Genomic DNA, 17,647 nt, shown 5'->3' with positions numbered 1-17,647 from the left:
ACAGCTTCGTCCTTACATCGTAATCTATCCACCTGAAAATCGACGCACGCCTCGATTCCAATAGTCCACCCTGCCCTACAGCGATACTTGACGGCGTTTTCTCCACAATTTCCATGCCATACAACTGGATACAGCAAGCAGAGATAAACCGGAAATGCTAGGTTCTGGGACTTGAGTAATTACTAGTGAGAGGTTATCAGCGTAGGAATCGTTAACTCGACCTCTTGCATAAGCAGCATTTAGAATTACATCGATTTGACGCGTACCCACAGGTACATAACCCTTAGTTGATTGGAAAAACAAACCTGTGATGTTATTTCTCTGTGCTGAAGTTGGTGCAAAAATACTAGCCGTACTTATTGATTGGTTAGCACGATCTAAGAAAGTAATATTGAGTGATGCAATATCTTCATCAGTAGCATATCCACCCAACCAACCACTTAAGTCAAAAGCGCCTTTCCCAGCATCAACAACTGAAGATAGACTAGTCACATCAATAGATTGTGAAGCGCTAGACGAGGCTCTACTAGCACCACCAAAAAAGAGATTTTGCCCGCGATTACTTGGCCCGATAACATCAACTCCAGGCAGAGTAACACTTACTAAATTGCCTAAAGGATTGACAAAGCTAAAACCTGTTGCCCCGTATTTTAATACACTGAAATCATTACTCCCAGTCCAACCAGGGATAATAGGAATATTAGCACCAACAGCGTTACCTACTGGATCTCCTAATCCTTGTTCGGCATCACCATTCACAATTAAATTCTCACCTAGTGTTGCAGCATGAATAGGATGAGAAACTAAAAGGCTTGATGCTAGTCCTACTATGAATGAAATACATATCTTATTTGTATTTTGTAAAAATGTGGTCATGAAATTAATTTGATTCATCGTTGATTTTTTCATGAAAATAGTTAAGTTGAAAAATAAATAAGTTTTCTAAAAATTGTGCAGTAACTATAGTTAGCTCCTAATTTTACGTTCAGTTTTTTGAGCAAGATTCAACTTTTTATGCATAGCAAGAGCAATACTTAAAGCCAATACATATCCTCCAATTCCTTGATGTTCTGGAACCGACTGAGTAACAGTTGGAGAACTAAATCCATACTTCGATAGAATTGCTTGTCCTTGTGATGAGAGGATATATGCAGCTAATTTTTCGCCATCAGGATCGGCGTTTTTTAATACAGTCAGTCCATAATCAGCCTTTGTTGCTAAATAGTCAGGTAACTCTACTATTTGCAAATCATTACCTTGTTCTAGTTTTTGAGCAGATTTTCCACTGGTGTAATAGGCTAAAAAGATATCTACCGTTGGATTTGTTTTCAGGAAGTAAATTAAATTGTTTTGCCCAGTAGGAACTGATGGTGCAGAAGGATTTCCACCAACTAGTTGTAAGGCTTTATTTTTGAGAATTTGAGAATTACCTGATTTAACCGCATCTGCTTTATCAAATATCTGCCATGCATAATCTCCAGATGGGTCAGATCCAGGTGTTGAGGTTCCAACTTTGATATTAGTATTTAGTAAGAAGTCCAACAAATTATCTGATGTGACACCAGTTAACCCCGGTCTGACAATAGCTGTCATGCGATTGCTGGTAAAATTTTTCACAGGTTCGCTCAAACCCTTGACAAAGAGTTTTTGAGGATTGCCTAAATCAGCACTGGCAAAAACATCAGTTGATTGACCTTTGGTGGATATCTCTTGCTCTATCTTTTGTTCTGTTAAACCTGAAGGGCCAAAGTATGTATCAATATTGATACCATACTCTTTTGTAAAAGCTTGCGCTACTTCCGTAAGGCTATTCTGCAAACTACCCGCACCATATAAGGTGACAGCAAAGGCTTGGGTTGGTACGATCGCACTGACAGCACAAGCTGTCAATGAAAATGCAAAAAATTGCTGTTTCATAGTTAGTATCGAATTAAACCTTACTGGTATTGCTAATACATAAATTTTTGGTTAGAAACGCCCTAATCTTGGTGTTGCTAGGCGTTCAAATTTTACTGATTTTATTTCTATCTATATTTACAACTAGAATACTTACGTAATTTCACTGTCGGAGCTATCATACCAACTTAGTTAGACAAAATCAACCTAGTTGGTAATCAAATGCTGACTTTACAAACAAACTCAATATTTGTTAACTCACATTTTTAATCAAAAATCAAGCTAGTTGCAAGTTACTTGATGTTCTAAAAATATATTTTCTGGAGCTGTTAAGATGAGGCGATCGCAAATGTTCAATTCTCTTCTATTTAAAAAATAAATAATCGGTGCAGTCAACCTACACCGACATTTATGTATCCGCACAATTTAACTTTAATTGCACTCAACATTTCCCTCATGCCAATGCTGAAGCTTGAGGTTTAGCAAAAATCATTCTTCCTGCTGTGGTTTGCAAAGCACTAGTGACTACCACTCGCAATTCACCACCTACATAACTGCTGCCTTCTTCGACGACAACCATTGTGCCATCGTCTAAGTAGCCAATGCCTTGACTGGGTTCTTTGCCTTCTTTGAGAATTTTCAGGTCAAGATTGTCACCAGGTAAATAGGTAGGACGGACGGCATTTACTAAGTCGTTAACATTCAAAACAGGTACTTTTTGGACGCTGGCAACTTTCGACAAATTGTAGTCATTAGTTAGCAGTGTGCCGCTGATTTCTTGGGCGAAGCGGACTAATTTCGCATCCACCGTAGAAATATCTTCGTAGTCAGCTGGGTTGATCGAGATGCGATCGGGGTAAGCTTCCTTAATGCGGTTGAGAATCTCTAGTCCTCGCCGTCCTCGCACCCGTTTTTGGTCTTTGCTAGCATCGGCGACTTGTTGCAACTCTTGCAAAACAAACTGCGGTACGATAATTTGCCCTTCTAGAAAACCTGTTTCTAGGAGTGCTTCAATCCGACCATCAATAATACAGCTAGTATCTAAAACTTTGGTGTTGGCAGGTTTTAGCGTTCCTTCTACTACCAGCGTTTCTACAGTGTTGGGATTGATGAACCGCAATAAACCTCGCCCGTGGGTATCTGCTAAATTCATCCCAGTGACAGAAAGTATAATACTGCCAACTACTGCCACCAAGGGTTTAATAAAGCTAAAATCTGTTGGGATGGGCAGCAAAAATAATGGGGCTAGCATTAAGTTCGCTAACAACAGCCCAATGACTAACCCAATCGCACGAGTTAAGATCACTTCTAGGGGCAATTCCCGGACTTGTGCCTCTAAGCGACGATATGTCGTTTGGAAACTGAGTCCAACAGCGCCACCAATAATGGCGGCAAAGACAGCAACAACTAAGCGTAAAGCTTCCAGGTTCGTTACTCGGTCTAAAGCACCATTGGGTAGTAGTTCAATGCTGTAGAACCCTATTCCCGCTGCTGCCAGGATAAATGAGAGAATAATAATGGCATCAAGCATGGTTGTCTTGTTTTCCTGCGATTGTGTTACCCGATAAGATCGAGTCAAGTATTTTTAATGTTCTCGATTAGAGAGATTAATCAATATTGACTTACATTAGGGTTTTAAGCAGGGAATATCTGCAAATATTATAACCAAAGTGCTTTCTCTTAATGTTTTTCATAAATTTGTTGTAAAACGATAAAAACTTGTAAGAAAACTACTTATTTCATTGTTTGTAATTTTCTGTTGAATGAATTAATTCTTTCTCACGATGAGTCAAAAAGTAAATATTTCAAGCATTGCTAGTTCTGCTTATATACATGTTCCCTTTTGCAGACGGCGGTGCTTTTATTGTGATTTCCCTGTGTTTGTGGTGGGCGATCGCTTGCGGGGCGAAACATCTGCTACTATCTCCCAATATGTTGAGGTGCTGTGTCAAGAAATTGCCATTACACCTGCTTTCGGTCAACCCCTAAAGACTATTTTCTTTGGTGGCGGTACTCCTTCGCTGCTATCGATAGAGCAGTTGCAACGTATCTTAGAAGCTATAGAAGGACGCTTTGGTATTGCTTCGCAAGCAGAAATCTCGATGGAAATGGACCCAGGCACATTTGATTTGGCACATTTAGCAGGCTATCGGCGCGCAGGTGTGAACCGGGTAAGTTTGGGCGTACAAGCGTTTCAGGACGAATTGTTAAAAATCGCTGGGCGATCGCACTCAGTTGTGGATATTCTTGCAGCTGTGGAATTAATCCAGCAAGTTGAGCTTCCCGAATTTAGTATAGACTTGATTTCTGGCTTGCCGCATCAGTCTTTAGGTCAATGGCAGGATTCTCTAGATAAAGCTGTAGCGCTGGGATCGACTCACATATCTATATATGACCTTACCATAGAGCCAGGAACAGCTTTTGGTCGTTACTACAAACCCGGCGATCGCCCTTTACCGACGGATGAAACCACAGTCAAAATGTACCAGATGGGGCAGCAAGTTTTGACTAGTGCGGGTTACGAACATTATGAAATTTCCAACTATGCTCAACCCAACCATCAATGTCGTCATAATCGAGTTTATTGGGAAAATCGTCCCTATTATGGGTTTGGCATGGGTGCGGCTAGTTATATAGAGGGGAAGCGCTTTACTCGTCCCCGCAAGACGCAAGAGTATTACCGATGGGTGCAAGATTTAATAGCCAATGACGGTGTAATCGATTGGGAAGTGACACCACCAGAGGAAATCTTGTTAGAAACTTTGATGTTGGGGTTGCGTTTAGCAGAAGGTGTGAATTTAGCTGCTTTAGCAGCGGAATTTGGGGAACAGAAAGTAGATGAGATTCACAAATGTTTGCGATCGCATTTTGATAAAGGTTGGGTGGAAATTGTCGAAGGAAGGTTGCGCTTATGTGATCCCGATGGTTTTTTATTTTCTAATGTAGTTTTGGCAGATTTGTTTAGCTTTTTGGGGTGATTTGTCAGTTGTCGTAGAGACGCGATTAACCCTTGTCTATACAAAATTCCGTTGTCGTAGAGACGCGATTAATCGCGTCTTTCCAAGAGTCAGTTGTTAGTTGCTATTGACTACTGACCACTGATCGCTGACAAATGACCCTAATATTAAATCGGTAAGCGATTAATATCTTTATTGCAGCCAATAACTACCATTGCCGATCCCCGTTCTAAACGATTGTTTGGTTCGGGATTAATTTTAAATTTGCCGTCTTGACTCACAGCTAATAAATTTAAACCATAACGGTTACGAAGTTGAAGTTCGGCAACCGTTTTGCCATGAAATTCATCAGGTACAATTAACTCGACAATACTATTATCGGGATCGAGATCGAATCGATCTAAGATAGATGGTTTGGTAAGCGTTCGTGCTAAAGCACAACCAGCCTCGTATTCAGGAAATACAACATGGTCTGCTCCCACTCTTTTTAACAACTTCTGGTGAACTTCGCTAGAAGCTTTAGCAACTACATGGGGGACACCACCTTCTTTTACATTTAAAGTGGTAATGATGCTTTCTTGAACGTAGTTACCAATTGCAACGATTGTCGTATCAAATTCAAAAATCCCAGCTTCTTTAAGGGCACTTGGTTCGGTTGAGTCTAGTTGTAAAGCATGACCAACTATCCGGTCATTCAATGCTTCTGATACTCGCTTTTCATCAATATCTGTCGCCAGCACTTGATAACCCAATATGTGCAGTGTTGAACAGACGGATCTACCAAAACGACCTAGCCCAATTACAGCAAATTGGTTGTTATCTTTACGCAAACTGCGAAAAAAGCCTAATGATGAAAGATTCACAGTTATTATCCTTATATTAACTTTCTGTATTTAGACCAAAAAACAGCTAAATCGAATTATTAAAAGTTTTATTGTTTGCTGATTCATTTGTATTTTATCAGTTTAGGTAATGGAGATTATTGAGTTATTTTCTTGATTCTCCAATTCTCTGTTCCTAAATGACTATCCTACAAGTAAATTTTCTTCAGGATAGTGAATCCTGCTAGGGCGAGGGTCTCCTAGTACAGCAGACATCAGTAGTAAAACACCTACTCTTCCTACATACATTGTGGCAATTAAGATCAGTTTTGCTACTACGGAGATATTTGCTGTGATACCTGTAGAAAGACCTACTGTCGCAAAAGCTGATACTACTTCAAATAAAATTTGAATAAAATCCAATTCTGGATCTGTAAGAGAAATTAAAATTGTCGCAATAATTACGGTAGCGATGGAACCAACTAAAACGCCAATAGCTTTTAAAATTAAAGATATGGCTATTTTACGGTCATACAATAAAACTTCTTCTTTCCCTTGAAGAATTGCTTTAGTACAACTGCTAAGAACTCTGAGAGTAGTAGTTTTTATACCGCCTCCAGTACCACCTGGACTTGCACCAATAAACATGAGTGCAATTGTGATAAATAAACCAGCAGTGGTCATTTTGCCAATATCAATAGTGTTAAAACCAGCGGTTCTAGGAGTAACCGATTGAAACCAAGCCACTAATAATTGGTCTTGAAAATTGAGCGAGCCAAATGTTTCAGGGTTTCTTACTTCTATAGATAAAAATGCAATTGTACCCAGGAATAAAAGCATAATTGTTGTACTGATTGCAACTTTAAAATCTAGTGAAAACACCAAACAGACTTTTTGCTTTAATAGGCGATCGCGCAACCAAATATACATTTCTAAAATTACTTGATAACCAATTCCCCCAAAGATAATCAAAAATGTAATAGTAAAAACTACTAAAAAAGATGACTGATATCCAATTAAGTTATCTTTAAAAAGACTAAAACCTGCATTGTTCCAAGCATTAATACTATGAAAAATCGCCAGCCAAAGTCCTTGATTCCATCCATAATCGGGAACAAATGCTGGCAATAGTAAAAATATGCCTGTGATTTCAAAAATCAATGTCGTGGCGATAATTGAGCGGATAACTTGGGCGCTACCATGCATTCCTGGTCGGTCTAAAGATTGTTGAATTGCTATTTTTTGTCGCAGGTCAAACTTGCGTCCAATCAATAGAATCAAAAAGGTGGTGCTGGTCATGTAACCCAAACCACCAATCTGAACTAACAGTGTCATAAACAACTGACCCCAAAAAGAAAAATAAGTACCGGGATCGACCACTGATAAACCAGTAACACAAACTGCGGATGTTGAGGTGAACAACGCTACAATTGGGTCGTTCCAACTACCATCGCTAGTTGAAAAAGGCATCATTAGCAGAATGGTTCCGACAGCGATGACAGCTAGAAATCCCAGACAAACTGTACGAGAAACAGTCATAAACAATTAAAAATTTAAAGTGATAAAATCTTCTCTTGGCGGTTGTTCGAGGTACAAAATAGAAATTCTTCCATAACAAGAGCAGATGGGCCGCTCTTTTCTGGAAGCAAAAACATCCTTATTTAATTAAAAACACACATGGTACTCTACCAGTATGTTTATTTAAATTCTGCTTTGTTTTGACACTGCTTTTTTCATGAGTGCAACACTTTACCAGCAAATTCAGCAGTTTTACGATGCTTCCTCTGGGCTGTGGGAGCAGGTTTGGGGCGAACACATGCACCACGGCTACTACGGGGTCGATGGTAGCCAAACAAAAGACCGCCGTCAGGCTCAAATTGATTTAATTGAAGAACTACTCAATTGGGCTGGGGTACAGACAGCAGAGAATATTCTTGATGTCGGCTGTGGGATTGGCGGCAGTTCTTTATACCTAGCAAATAAGTTTAATGCTAGAGCAACAGGGATTACTTTAAGTCCCGTGCAAGCTAAAAGAGCAGCAGAACGCGCCCAACAGGCTGGTTTGAGTGCTAGAAGTCAGTTTTTGGTCGCAGATGCTCAAGCAATGCCTTTTGCGGACAATTCTTTTGACTTGGTTTGGTCTTTAGAAAGTGGCGAACACATGCCAGATAAAACCAAGTTTATGCAGGAGTGCTATCGGGTGTTGAAACCAGGCGGCACTTTGATTATGGTTACTTGGTGTCATCGACCTACTGATGACACGCCACTGACAGCAGACGAACAAAAACACTTGCAGGATATTTATCGAGTGTATTGTTTGCCTTATGTAATTTCGTTGCCAGAGTATGAAGCGATCGCCTATCAACTACCATTAAACAATGTCCGTACTGCTGATTGGTCGCAGGCTGTTGCCCCATTTTGGAATGTGGTAATTGATTCGGCATTCACTCCTCAAGCGCTTTGGGGCTTACTAAATGCTGGTTGGACTACCATCCAAGGGGCATTATCGCTGGGATTAATGCGTCGCGGTTATGAGCGCGGGTTAGTTCGGTTTGGCTTATTGTGTGGCAATAAGTAACACCCGCCGACTAAGTAGGTCGGCGAAAATAATTGAAGTACAATCTCTATGCTAATATCAAGACGATTCTTTCTCGGCTGGAGTTTGGGTAGTGCAGCTGGAATAACTTTATCTTCGATAAGAAAGGTACAAGCTGTTAAACAACCACAGCATCTTAAAGATGCGTTGATATTATTGAACGGATTACATCAGAAAAATAACAAATATCAACACGAACCTACACTTGTCAGTTGGAAAGGAATTGCAGGGGCTAAAGATTATATCTCGAAAGCAGATTGTAGTGGATTTCTCAACAAGCTATTATCTCATAGTTATGGCTGGACACCAGAATTTTTTCAACGATGGATGGATACACAACGTCCTTTAGCTAAAAACTATTACAACAGTATTATCAATCAAAATCGCTTTCAAAAAATTATTAAGTTAGGACAAATCCAAGCTGGAGACATTATTGCGATTAAGTATTCAGAAGGCGAAGATAATACTGGACACGTTCTATTAGTTGTAGAATCTCCAACACAAAGACTATTCTCAAAACCAGTTGTACCCAATACTAAACAGTGGTCAATTAAAGTCATCGATCAAAGTCGGTCAGGACATGGTAAAACTGACACACGTTATCAAGCAGATGGCTCGTTTCATGATGGTTTAGGACAAGGAGTGCTGAGATTATACTCTAATCAAGCTCAAGAAATTGTCGGATACACTTGGAGTACTTTTGCTAACTCGCAATACTACTCCTGGAACGAGCGACATTTTGCGATCGGTCGTTTGAATTATTAATTATGCACTTGAATTTTAATTATTTAAACTCTAAATGCAGTTGTTAAGACTGGTGCAAAATTTCAGGTTCGCATAAATACACTTTATTGAATCAAAATTATTGCTTCTTGAACTTTGGTAGAAAGTGCTTTTTGCAACCCCTGTCCAACTTTAGCAATTAGTTTGTCAAAAGCTTCTTGATTCGCTATTAGTTGTTCTCGAAGCACCTTTTCTAACTCAGGCTTAATTTGTTCGCCCATATCGTCGATTTTTTTGTCACTCAAAAAGCTAGAACGAACCCAACCGGGAATATCGACATTTGTCTTGATTACCTCTTGGACATTTTTACGATTTAGCTCCATTCCCGCTGCCACAACTGAAGCTCCATATACCAATGCGATCGGCCAAGTCAAGTGTCCAGTTAGTATTAAAGTGATAATACTAGCCACAGTGCCACCACCAATTAATACATTGACAATAAATGCTACTGTATCGGCAAGGATAGCATCTCCAATTCGTAACTCTGGGTTAACAAAAGCTGGGTCGATACTATCTTCAAATCTCAAACTACTTCTAGGTATTTGAAACTTGCGGCATATTGGGTCGGTTTCTGCGGCTAAATCGGGTTGGATTTTATTGTTAAACCAATTGATGCATTGATTGTTAATTATCTGCTGAACAATATCGCCTTGAAGCCATTGCTCTGCCCGACTTTTCATAGATATTTCTAAATCGGCTAAAGTCCGGATTTGGTTTTTTTGCCAATCTTTTAATCCTGGTTTCACTGCGTTCTTAATCAAACTCTCTGCCAGTGGTTGAGTCAATAATTCAATTAACTCTGGAATATGCTTTTCTATTAATTGTTTGAGCTTGTTTGAGTCTAATAACTGATTAACTTCTTGTTTAAAGGCAGTAGCACGCAGATCCCATCGTCCGACTCGCGCTAAACCCAAGGCAATGCAACGTTCTGGTTCGGGATCGGGACGCAGAAGTGTTTCTGGGTCGTTAAAGATTTCTTGAGAAATTTGGTGTGTAAACTTCATCCGAGATGCACCACCAGTCATCAGCACTAGTTTCGGCACAATGCCAAGTTGATCGAGATTTGCTTTCGCTTCGTTTAAAGCCGAACGAAACGATCGCACCCAACTTTTTTGCCCTAGTTCAGGCAAGGGTTGATTCAAGATTTCCTCCATAGTTAATTTATTAACTTGGGGAATAAAATAAATTTGTTCGTTAATAGACTCAAAACCACGGGCAAAGGTTTGCGGGTCGTTATATAGCTGTTCGTTAGAAAAGTAATCTTCTTTAGTTTTACGGCAGGCAAGTTCGCAACGCGCTTGATGATGGGGATATTCTAAAAATACTTTTTCTAGTAATGCCTTTTGTTCGTGTTTGGCAAGAGTCCGCTCAAAAATAGCTTTTTCAATTAGCGATGCTCCCAAAGCATTACTACCAAAATCTATGGGGATTTCTTCTAAGCTTTTAACTAAAGTAAAATCTGTGGTTGAAGAACCAATATCAACAATTAGCACTGATGAAAGAAGTTTTTCATACTCTAGCTTGCCGGCTTCCTTGGCTTGCATAAAAGCAGCCCGCGATTCGGGTACAACATTCAATTGAGGAATGCCGGCTTGTTGAAGTAACTTTTGGTATTCTTCGCGTTCGGGAACTGACCATCCGGAAGGACAACCAACGTAAAAATAGCTACTTTCATTACCTTCAATTTGTTTACTTTCTTTTAAAAGGTGGTAGTAAGTGGCAACAAAAGTGCTAATTGTTTCTCGATATTTGGAGTCGTTATTTGGTTTTTGTTTGAAAGAGATTGCCAGCTGAGTAACGCCAGCTTGAATTAATGCTTGCTCTCCGACAAGATAACCGAGTTGAGGATGCCAGCCCAGAGCCGTGATTTGGTTCTTTTTATTATTAATTTCTAGCATCTGCGGAGGTTCGATGCTCTCTACTATAGCTTTAGCTACAGATGTTTCGCCGTGTCCCAAATCAAAACCGATTGTTTCTAAAATTTCCATATTCTTATTATTTGTTATTCTCTAGCCTCGGAATACGCTGGCTCAATTACGCGACCAGGTCTGAGCAAGCGATCGCCTTTCAATAAAGCAGGAGTTATAGTAACGTAATCTTTGGTAGATGGGTCGATGCTTGGCTCGAAGTTAAAATATTCCCGATGGCTGAGAGGATCTTTTGGTTGATAATTTTGCGTGCGAATTCCCTGAGACATTAAAATCTGTGGCAAAAGTTTTGCTAGTTCGTTGACCATTTGGGGTTTGTCGAGAAATGATGCGCCTACTAAGCGTTGAATAAAATTCAAGAGTTCTGGTAGTTCTTCTACGCCGCGATCGCTTTGGTGTTTGTTTACTTCTTCAAATCTAGCAACTGCTAGGTCGATGGTGTTGAGAGCATCAGTAAGATTGTCTAAAAGGATTTTGCTATCAACTCGCAGGATAGGTTGAGCTAATTCCAATGGTTCGGGAGATGTTGAATTATTTTTATCGAGTTGCAGCACAACTTCTAACCCCACAAGTACAGAAGCTAGCAAAATAGCCATCCAAGCACCTGGAGTAGTTTGAGTTAAATAAAACAACCAACCTAAAATACCTATATAAATCAGTGCCTTGAGTAATTTCAGAATTAATCTGTTAGGAGAAAAGTTTGTAGTTAAGTGAGTAATTTGCTTTTGCTCTGTTAGAGCGACTTTTTGCAAGTTAGCCGCTGTCAAACTAGCGATCGATTGGCGCAGCATATCCAAGAAAAACGCAGCCAAACGGACTTGAGTCAGATTTAGTTCGCTAATGTAAATTCTTTCTAAATTATCGAGTCGGTTTTGCACCAGCTTAACTATCTGCTCTATGTCGGTTAAGTTATCAATTTCTGTCTGAAGTTGGTTGCGTTCTTCACTAAAAAGTGTAGCGATCGTTTTCATTACCCCTATCCAAAATTCTTAACTTAAGTAAAAAAATCAAAGTTTCCAGATTGAACCGATAAACTTTATGGTGAGGCGACAGCGATCGCTACAGCACCATAAAATTGTAAGTATTTAAGCCTAAACAAAATTAGCTTTGTAGTCAGGGTTTTAGTTTTGATAAACCTAAAAAAGCGATTCCTCGCTCATTAAAAACTAAGTTTTATTGGATATTTAATTATTTTAGCTACTTCTTGCTTTCGATGATGTCTTTTTTCCTAAGATTTCGATTTTTAACTAGAATTATTTTTTATAAATCAAAAATACTGAACCAATTGGCCCAAAGTTTTCTACATACGTTTTTTGATTGTAATACAATCCTGGAGACATCCCACCATCAAATAACATTCCTTCTTCAATCTTACCCAAACAGTTAATCCGAGCAATCCCTTCTAGAACATCATCAAACTTATCTGGAAGTAATTCTTGATTAACTGGAGAAAGTTCAATATTAGAAGCTTTGGAGTCATTCACTAACAGAATCACATAACCTTTATTAGTAATAGCTACCATTGAGCGATTAGTCGCTTGTTTACAGGCAAATTCTCCTAAATCCTCACAAATATCTTTAAATTTACCCTGACGGTAGAATCTGCCATTACCTCCTACCAAATTGTAGTTGAGAATATTTGCTTCTCTTCTACCAGCCTGGATAGTCGCTTTTCTTTCTTCAGGTTTACCGCCAGAAATACCAAAAGAAGAACGCCTATTTTTAAAGGCTCCTGAATAATCTACCCCACGAGAAATATTTAAGCCTTGTGGTTTATTGTCAGTACCTATATAGTCTGCGTTAATTGCTGCTAGCGGTCTTTGTCCTGCTAATGTGGAATTTTCATCTGCGATAATTTCATGAAATTGTTTTGGTATATATTCTCTACGAAAATTCCCTCTAGCATCTTTTGCATAAAGTTTATGAGATAAACCAACATTTACTTTAAAATCTAATAATGCTGATTTAGGATTAAAAATAATCGCATGGTTAATACCTTTGGCATATTTTTCGCCTCGATCGTTGGTTTGGAAAAATTCAATACTGAATTTAGGATCTTCACCAAGACAAGTTTTAGATAGTTTCGGCGCTGAATTTGCCTCAATTTCTTTACAACCAGATAATAAACCGATAGTAATTGTAAATACAGCTAAAAAACCTATTTTTTTGACAGACATCTTCATAAGAAGTAAAAAAACCGCTATAAGAAAGACTATAGCGGGGAATAATTCAATATTTCAATCTGGGGTTATCTAACATCCATAATCATTTGCTGTTTAAGAAAACCATTCTACAACAGCTTCTTCTTTAGTGTTGGTATTTCGAGATGGTGTCTCACGATTGAACTTCATTTGAATTGAGCGTGTTTGTTCGCCATCGGCAGCAACAGCCACAATTGGATAGTCAATTAAACCGTCTTGGAAGGACATTTGGAAGCGGAATGTACCATCTGGATTCAGCTTAATTGGACGACCGCCAATTGTGACAGTGGCATCGGGTTCGGTTGCGCCGTAGACAATCAATTCAGCATCGGCAATTAACCAGAATTGGCGCGGACGCACTGGTACGGCGGAAGCCGAGAAACCAACACCCGACATTCCTACACCGGACATGGTTAAACCAGACGTAGTCGGAACTGCCCACATACCCACACCAGATGGGAAGATGTAGGAGCTGATAGCTTCTTCGGGACGTGCCAAACCGGGTACTTGCTGCTGGGAACCGAAGAGAGAACCAGCAACGCGTTGTGCTTCGGCAGATTCGGCTAAACCAAAGATTTGGTCGTAAATGGGGTTGCCGTTTGCACCAGCTGTAGCTGCTGCTGTAGCTGTTGCTGCAATCTTCTTGGCAGGAGGAACTAATTCGTAGACAGTCTTACTACGCAAGTCTTCCTCAAAATTAACAGAGACGAAGACATCTTCGATCCAGTCGGAGGGATAAACCGGAGGAATGTGTACGCGAGCGGAACGAGCTAATACCAACCAACGACCATCAACAGCACGGTAGCCAATATCAATTACATAATCGCGATCGCTCACTGGAACTGGTATGTACCATTCTCTCGCTAGTTCATCAGCAGGATATTCCTGGATGCTGTGAGGGCTTTGGAGATCGAGACTAATGTCGGTGACATCGTAGATCCGCAGTGCCAACTGCTGTCCGCCTTGCCGACGTAATTCTTCTTTATGTTCGTTGGGAACATCCCAGTAGGTATAAGCCCACTGAGGATCGCGCGGTAAAAGTACAATTCGGCTTTCACCGTAACCTAGTGGCAAATCTGCGAGTCCTTCATCAACATCAGCCAGGGAGCCACCGTTACGGTCTTCTTGTCCTAATTCAAATTTTGCGGCTTCCACAGTTTCTTGTGCCTCCAGTGAACGAGATGGACTAAGCGAAACTTTGCTGCGCTGGACTTCTTGAATCGCTGCCAGCAGTTGAGATTTACGCATTCTACTGTATCTTGAGATACTACATTCGCTAGCAACTCTACGTAGTTGCCGTAATGTCATCTCTTCTAGCGGTGGGCGTTCTTTTGCCATATATTTGGCCTCCAGTAGTTTGAAAGGTAAATGATTTCCCCGGGTTAAAGAATGCTGTACAAAATGTCATCCACCCCAGATGAATTTCTTATTCCTGACTCCTGGTGTTGCCCAGTTTTTAACATTTATCAGTTATCAGTTATTAGTTATTAGTTATCAGCTTGTAATTGGCTATGGGTTAAGCATTCCGCGCCATTTGCCTGATAATCGTTCGCTGTTAACTGCTCGCTGATTTTAAGTTTTTTAGTCGGTTTTTAAATTCAGGGTCACTCCCTTTCAATTCCTTATTGATGCCAAAATTAGCATTTCTTTGGGATCGCAGGAGTCCTTGTTGATGAATAAATACTAACAAGTAACCCTACGTTGGGATCAAGGGGTCTACAGGCATTTTTTTGACTTGTTCACGAATTTATCAGCGATTCGGGATCGTTTTGTCATTATTTCATGACTTTTGGGACTCGCAACATCTTTTGAAATCCGGTCAATGTCATAGCTTAATGACAATTGAGCAGAAAGGCGCAAAGATGCAGATCCCCAGAGATAAACTGAGTGCTGATACTAAGTTCTGACTTTTCACGGTATGTGGAAAAGTCAGTGGGTGTGGGGTGTAGTCAGGCTTTCTTGTTTTCCCTACACCCTACACCCTACCCCCAGCCTTAACGAGGATTTGAGGATTTCCCGTGAAAAGTCAGATGGTGAGAGGGGCAGAAGAGCAAAGAGGAAGAAATGGAAAGGAGCAAACGGCGGTGCAATCAGCTTTTCAGACCTTTGAAATCCATTTGCCGACAACATCAGAAGATAAGCAATAATCGAGTAACATCTAGATTCAGGGGTTGCGGTATGAAGCACAACACGGACGACACAGCTAACGAACTCAAGCTCAAAGCTTCTCGAAATCAAGTGATTACGGCTCCATTACCAGACCCGATCGCCAAAAATATTGAAGCGATTAGTTTGCTTCATACCCAGGAAGTTCGAGATATTCCCACGCACCAGCGGATACTAGAAGCGATCGCTACATTCTTTGGGCGATCGACATTTCTGTATAGTTTGCTAGTCATACTGGCTATCTGGATTTTTGGCAGTTTTTTCGATCGCTTTTTGCCATTCAACCTGCCCTCGTTTAGCTGGTCTGGTCAAGGTTTAGACGCAGCTGCATTGGTGATTTCAACTGGAGTGTTGGTACGACAAACTCGCCAAGAAAACTTTGCCGAACAGCGAGCGCAATTGATGCTACAACTTAATTTGCTCTCCGAGCAAAAAATTGCCAAGATTATTAGTCTATTAGAAGAACTCCGTACCGATTTGCCTAATGTCATCAATCGGCATGATTATGAAGCCCAATTGATGCAGGAACCAGCTGACCCGATCGCGGTATTAGAAGCACTCCAGAAGAACCTAGCTGAAGAACTCTCATCCACAGAAGAAAATAATCAGAGTTAATCAACGTTTATAGTAGATTTTTGTTTCTATTTAAAGAAATAAAATAAAACTTCAAGTATAGTTTTTGTGTCAAAAATCAAAAATATTCGTATATCTTACTACAGGGATAGACATGGCTCAACTGAATGGCGTGATGATGCAGTACTTCCATTGGTATATCCCTCCAGATGGGAATCTTTGGAATGAGTTCAAAGAGAAAGCCCAAGAGTTAGCTGATGCAGGTGTTACATCTGTTTGGTTACCCCCAGCCTATAAAGGCACAGGTGGTGGCTACGATGTCGGCTACGGAGTCTACGATATGTACGATCTAGGCGAGTTCGATCAAAAAGGCTCGGTTCGGACAAAGTACGGCACAAAAGACGAGTATATCGCTGCTATCAAAGCAGCAAAAGCTGCTGGCATTCGAGTCTATGCTGATGTTGTTCTTAACCACAAGTTAGGTGCAGACGAAGCCGAAGAAGTAGAAGCAACTCCCTACAATCCAGACAATCGCCACGAGCCTATCGGTGAGATGCAAACGATTAAAGTTTGGACTCACTTTACGTTTCCAGGCCGCCAAGGCAAATACTCTGATATGGAATGGCACTGGTGGCACTTCGATGCAGTGGATTACAACGTTTATAACGAAGGTGAGAACGCAGTTTACCTATTCAAAGATAAACATTTTGACGATAACGTTGACCTAGAAAAAGGCGCTTTCGATTATCTGATGGGGTGCGACCTGGATATGGAGAGTCCAGAAGTGCGCGAGGAGTTGAATCGCTGGGGTGAGTGGTTTGTAGAAACCACTGATATAGATGGCTTTCGTTTTGATGCTGTAAAACACGTTAGAGCTAACTTTTTCCCAGAATGGCTGGTTCACTGTCGCCAAAAGGCAGGTCGCAATCTCTTTGCCGTCGGTGAGTATTGGTCTTATGAAGTTGAAGCGCTGCACCATTTTATTAGCCTTACCGGTGGCGATGTGTTGCTGTTTGATGCGCCATTGCACTATAACTTTAGTGCTGCCAGCAAACAAGGTAATGACTACGATATGCGGCAGATATTTGATAACACCTTGGTGCAACAGCAACCTGCTTTAGCTGTCACCTTAGTTGAAAATCATGATTCTCAACCTTTGCAATCGTTGGAGTCAGTAGTAGAAAGCTGGTTTAAACCGTTAGCCTATGCGTTGATCCTACTGCGAAGTGAAGGTTATCCCTGTATCTTCTACGCCGATTACTATGGTGCTCATTACAAGGATAAAGGCCCAGATGGCAATGAGTATGAGATTTGGCTCGATAGTCACCAATGGATAATTGATAAATTTTTGCACGCTCGTCAAACCTATGCCTATGGCGACCAATACGATTATTTTGACCACGCTAATACAATCGGTTGGACACGCTTAGGAAATGAAGAATATCCTGGCGGGATGGCGGTTGTTCTGAGTAATGGAGGAGAGGGAACTAAGTGGATGGAAGTTGGGCAACCCAACAGCACTTACATTGACATCACCGAACATATCAGCGAACCCATCACAACAAATGATGAAGGCTGGGCTGATTTTCGATGCAGTGCTGGTTCTGTTTCTGTGTGGGTTCCAAAGTCGTAGTGGAGGTTTTAGGCAACTCCAAAAAATAAATTATTGTACTTCAAGTCGTTGACTGTTGACCAAGCCCCGTTGGGGCGGGGTGTGGGGTGTGGG

General features: G+C 40.6%; 15 protein-coding genes. 6 read left to right on the top strand and 9 right to left on the bottom strand.

What is annotated here, in order from left to right; all coding sequences use genetic code 11:
- Nucleotides 1-75: 75 nt before the first annotated feature.
- From I8752_RS11275 to I8752_RS11265, 3 genes are all read right to left on the bottom strand, one after another.
- A complete protein-coding gene (locus tag I8752_RS11275; protein WP_225895601.1) occupies nucleotides 76-894 on the bottom strand; it encodes a PEP-CTERM sorting domain-containing protein in 819 nt (272 codons plus the stop codon).
- Between the two features lie 72 nt (nucleotides 895-966).
- On the bottom strand, nucleotides 967-1,917 hold the full coding sequence (locus I8752_RS11270) for a molybdate ABC transporter substrate-binding protein (RefSeq protein ID WP_214432404.1): 951 nt from the start codon (nucleotides 1,915-1,917) through the stop codon (nucleotides 967-969).
- A 433-nt stretch (nucleotides 1,918-2,350) separates the two neighbouring features.
- The gene (locus tag I8752_RS11265; RefSeq protein WP_214432403.1) at nucleotides 2,351-3,427 is read right to left on the bottom strand and encodes a PIN/TRAM domain-containing protein; all 1,077 of its coding nucleotides are present in this window, start codon (nucleotides 3,425-3,427) and stop codon (nucleotides 2,351-2,353) included.
- Between the two features lie 253 nt (nucleotides 3,428-3,680).
- On the opposite strand from I8752_RS11265, the gene hemW reads away from it, so the two are divergent.
- Nucleotides 3,681-4,874 carry a radical SAM family heme chaperone HemW gene (gene hemW, locus I8752_RS11260; RefSeq protein WP_214432402.1) on the top strand — a complete coding sequence of 398 codons (1,194 nt, stop codon included), beginning with the start codon at nucleotides 3,681-3,683 and terminating at the stop codon, nucleotides 4,872-4,874.
- Between the two features lie 146 nt (nucleotides 4,875-5,020).
- On the opposite strand, the gene I8752_RS11255 is transcribed toward hemW, so the two are convergent.
- Both I8752_RS11255 and I8752_RS11250 read right to left on the bottom strand, forming a co-directional pair.
- Nucleotides 5,021-5,716, bottom strand: coding sequence for a potassium channel family protein (locus I8752_RS11255; RefSeq protein ID WP_214432401.1), 696 nt, complete (start codon nucleotides 5,714-5,716; stop codon nucleotides 5,021-5,023).
- 162 nt (nucleotides 5,717-5,878) lie between these two features.
- A complete protein-coding gene (locus I8752_RS11250; RefSeq protein ID WP_214432400.1) occupies nucleotides 5,879-7,213 on the bottom strand; it encodes a TrkH family potassium uptake protein in 1,335 nt (444 codons plus the stop codon).
- Nucleotides 7,214-7,409: 196 nt separating this feature from the next.
- Between I8752_RS11250 and I8752_RS11245 the strand changes: the two genes are divergently transcribed.
- A complete protein-coding gene (locus I8752_RS11245; RefSeq protein ID WP_214432399.1) occupies nucleotides 7,410-8,252 on the top strand; it encodes a methyltransferase domain-containing protein in 843 nt (280 codons plus the stop codon).
- Nucleotides 8,253-8,300: 48 nt separating this feature from the next.
- The gene (locus tag I8752_RS11240; RefSeq protein ID WP_214432398.1) at nucleotides 8,301-9,035 is read left to right on the top strand and encodes a hypothetical protein; all 735 of its coding nucleotides are present in this window, start codon (nucleotides 8,301-8,303) and stop codon (nucleotides 9,033-9,035) included.
- An 83-nt stretch (nucleotides 9,036-9,118) separates the two neighbouring features.
- Here the strand turns inward: I8752_RS11240 and I8752_RS11235 are convergent, their stop codons facing one another.
- From I8752_RS11235 to I8752_RS11220, 4 genes are all read right to left on the bottom strand, one after another.
- Complete coding sequence (locus tag I8752_RS11235; protein ID WP_214432397.1) at nucleotides 9,119-11,041, bottom strand: Hsp70 family protein; 1,923 nt, start codon at nucleotides 11,039-11,041, stop codon at nucleotides 9,119-9,121.
- Nucleotides 11,042-11,055: 14 nt separating this feature from the next.
- Entirely contained in the window at nucleotides 11,056-11,952 is an 897-nt protein-coding gene (locus I8752_RS11230; RefSeq protein ID WP_214432396.1) for a hypothetical protein, read from the bottom strand.
- Nucleotides 11,953-12,234: 282 nt separating this feature from the next.
- Nucleotides 12,235-13,158: a phosphodiester glycosidase family protein gene (locus tag I8752_RS11225; RefSeq protein ID WP_214432395.1), complete on the bottom strand. Its 924-nt coding sequence runs from the start codon at nucleotides 13,156-13,158 to the stop codon at nucleotides 12,235-12,237.
- A gap of 99 nt (nucleotides 13,159-13,257) precedes the next feature.
- Nucleotides 13,258-14,520, bottom strand: coding sequence for a DUF4912 domain-containing protein (locus I8752_RS11220; RefSeq protein ID WP_214432394.1), 1,263 nt, complete (start codon nucleotides 14,518-14,520; stop codon nucleotides 13,258-13,260).
- A gap of 79 nt (nucleotides 14,521-14,599) precedes the next feature.
- Between I8752_RS11220 and I8752_RS11215 the strand changes: the two genes are divergently transcribed.
- From I8752_RS11215 to I8752_RS11205, 3 genes are all read left to right on the top strand, one after another.
- Nucleotides 14,600-14,752, top strand: coding sequence for a hypothetical protein (locus I8752_RS11215; protein ID WP_214432393.1), 153 nt, complete (start codon nucleotides 14,600-14,602; stop codon nucleotides 14,750-14,752).
- A gap of 608 nt (nucleotides 14,753-15,360) precedes the next feature.
- Nucleotides 15,361-15,963 carry a DUF1003 domain-containing protein gene (locus I8752_RS11210; protein ID WP_214432392.1) on the top strand — a complete coding sequence of 201 codons (603 nt, stop codon included), beginning with the start codon at nucleotides 15,361-15,363 and terminating at the stop codon, nucleotides 15,961-15,963.
- Between the two features lie 112 nt (nucleotides 15,964-16,075).
- Entirely contained in the window at nucleotides 16,076-17,554 is a 1,479-nt protein-coding gene (locus I8752_RS11205; RefSeq protein ID WP_214432391.1) for an alpha-amylase, read from the top strand.
- Nucleotides 17,555-17,647 lie beyond the last annotated feature (93 nt).

The organism is Dendronalium phyllosphericum CENA369, assembly GCF_016056275.1.
Taxonomy (GTDB): Bacteria; Cyanobacteriota; Cyanobacteriia; order Cyanobacteriales; family Nostocaceae; genus Dendronalium; species Dendronalium phyllosphericum.
Note: the sequence above shows the minus strand (reverse complement) of the source record. Positions and strands in the feature narration are given on the sequence as shown.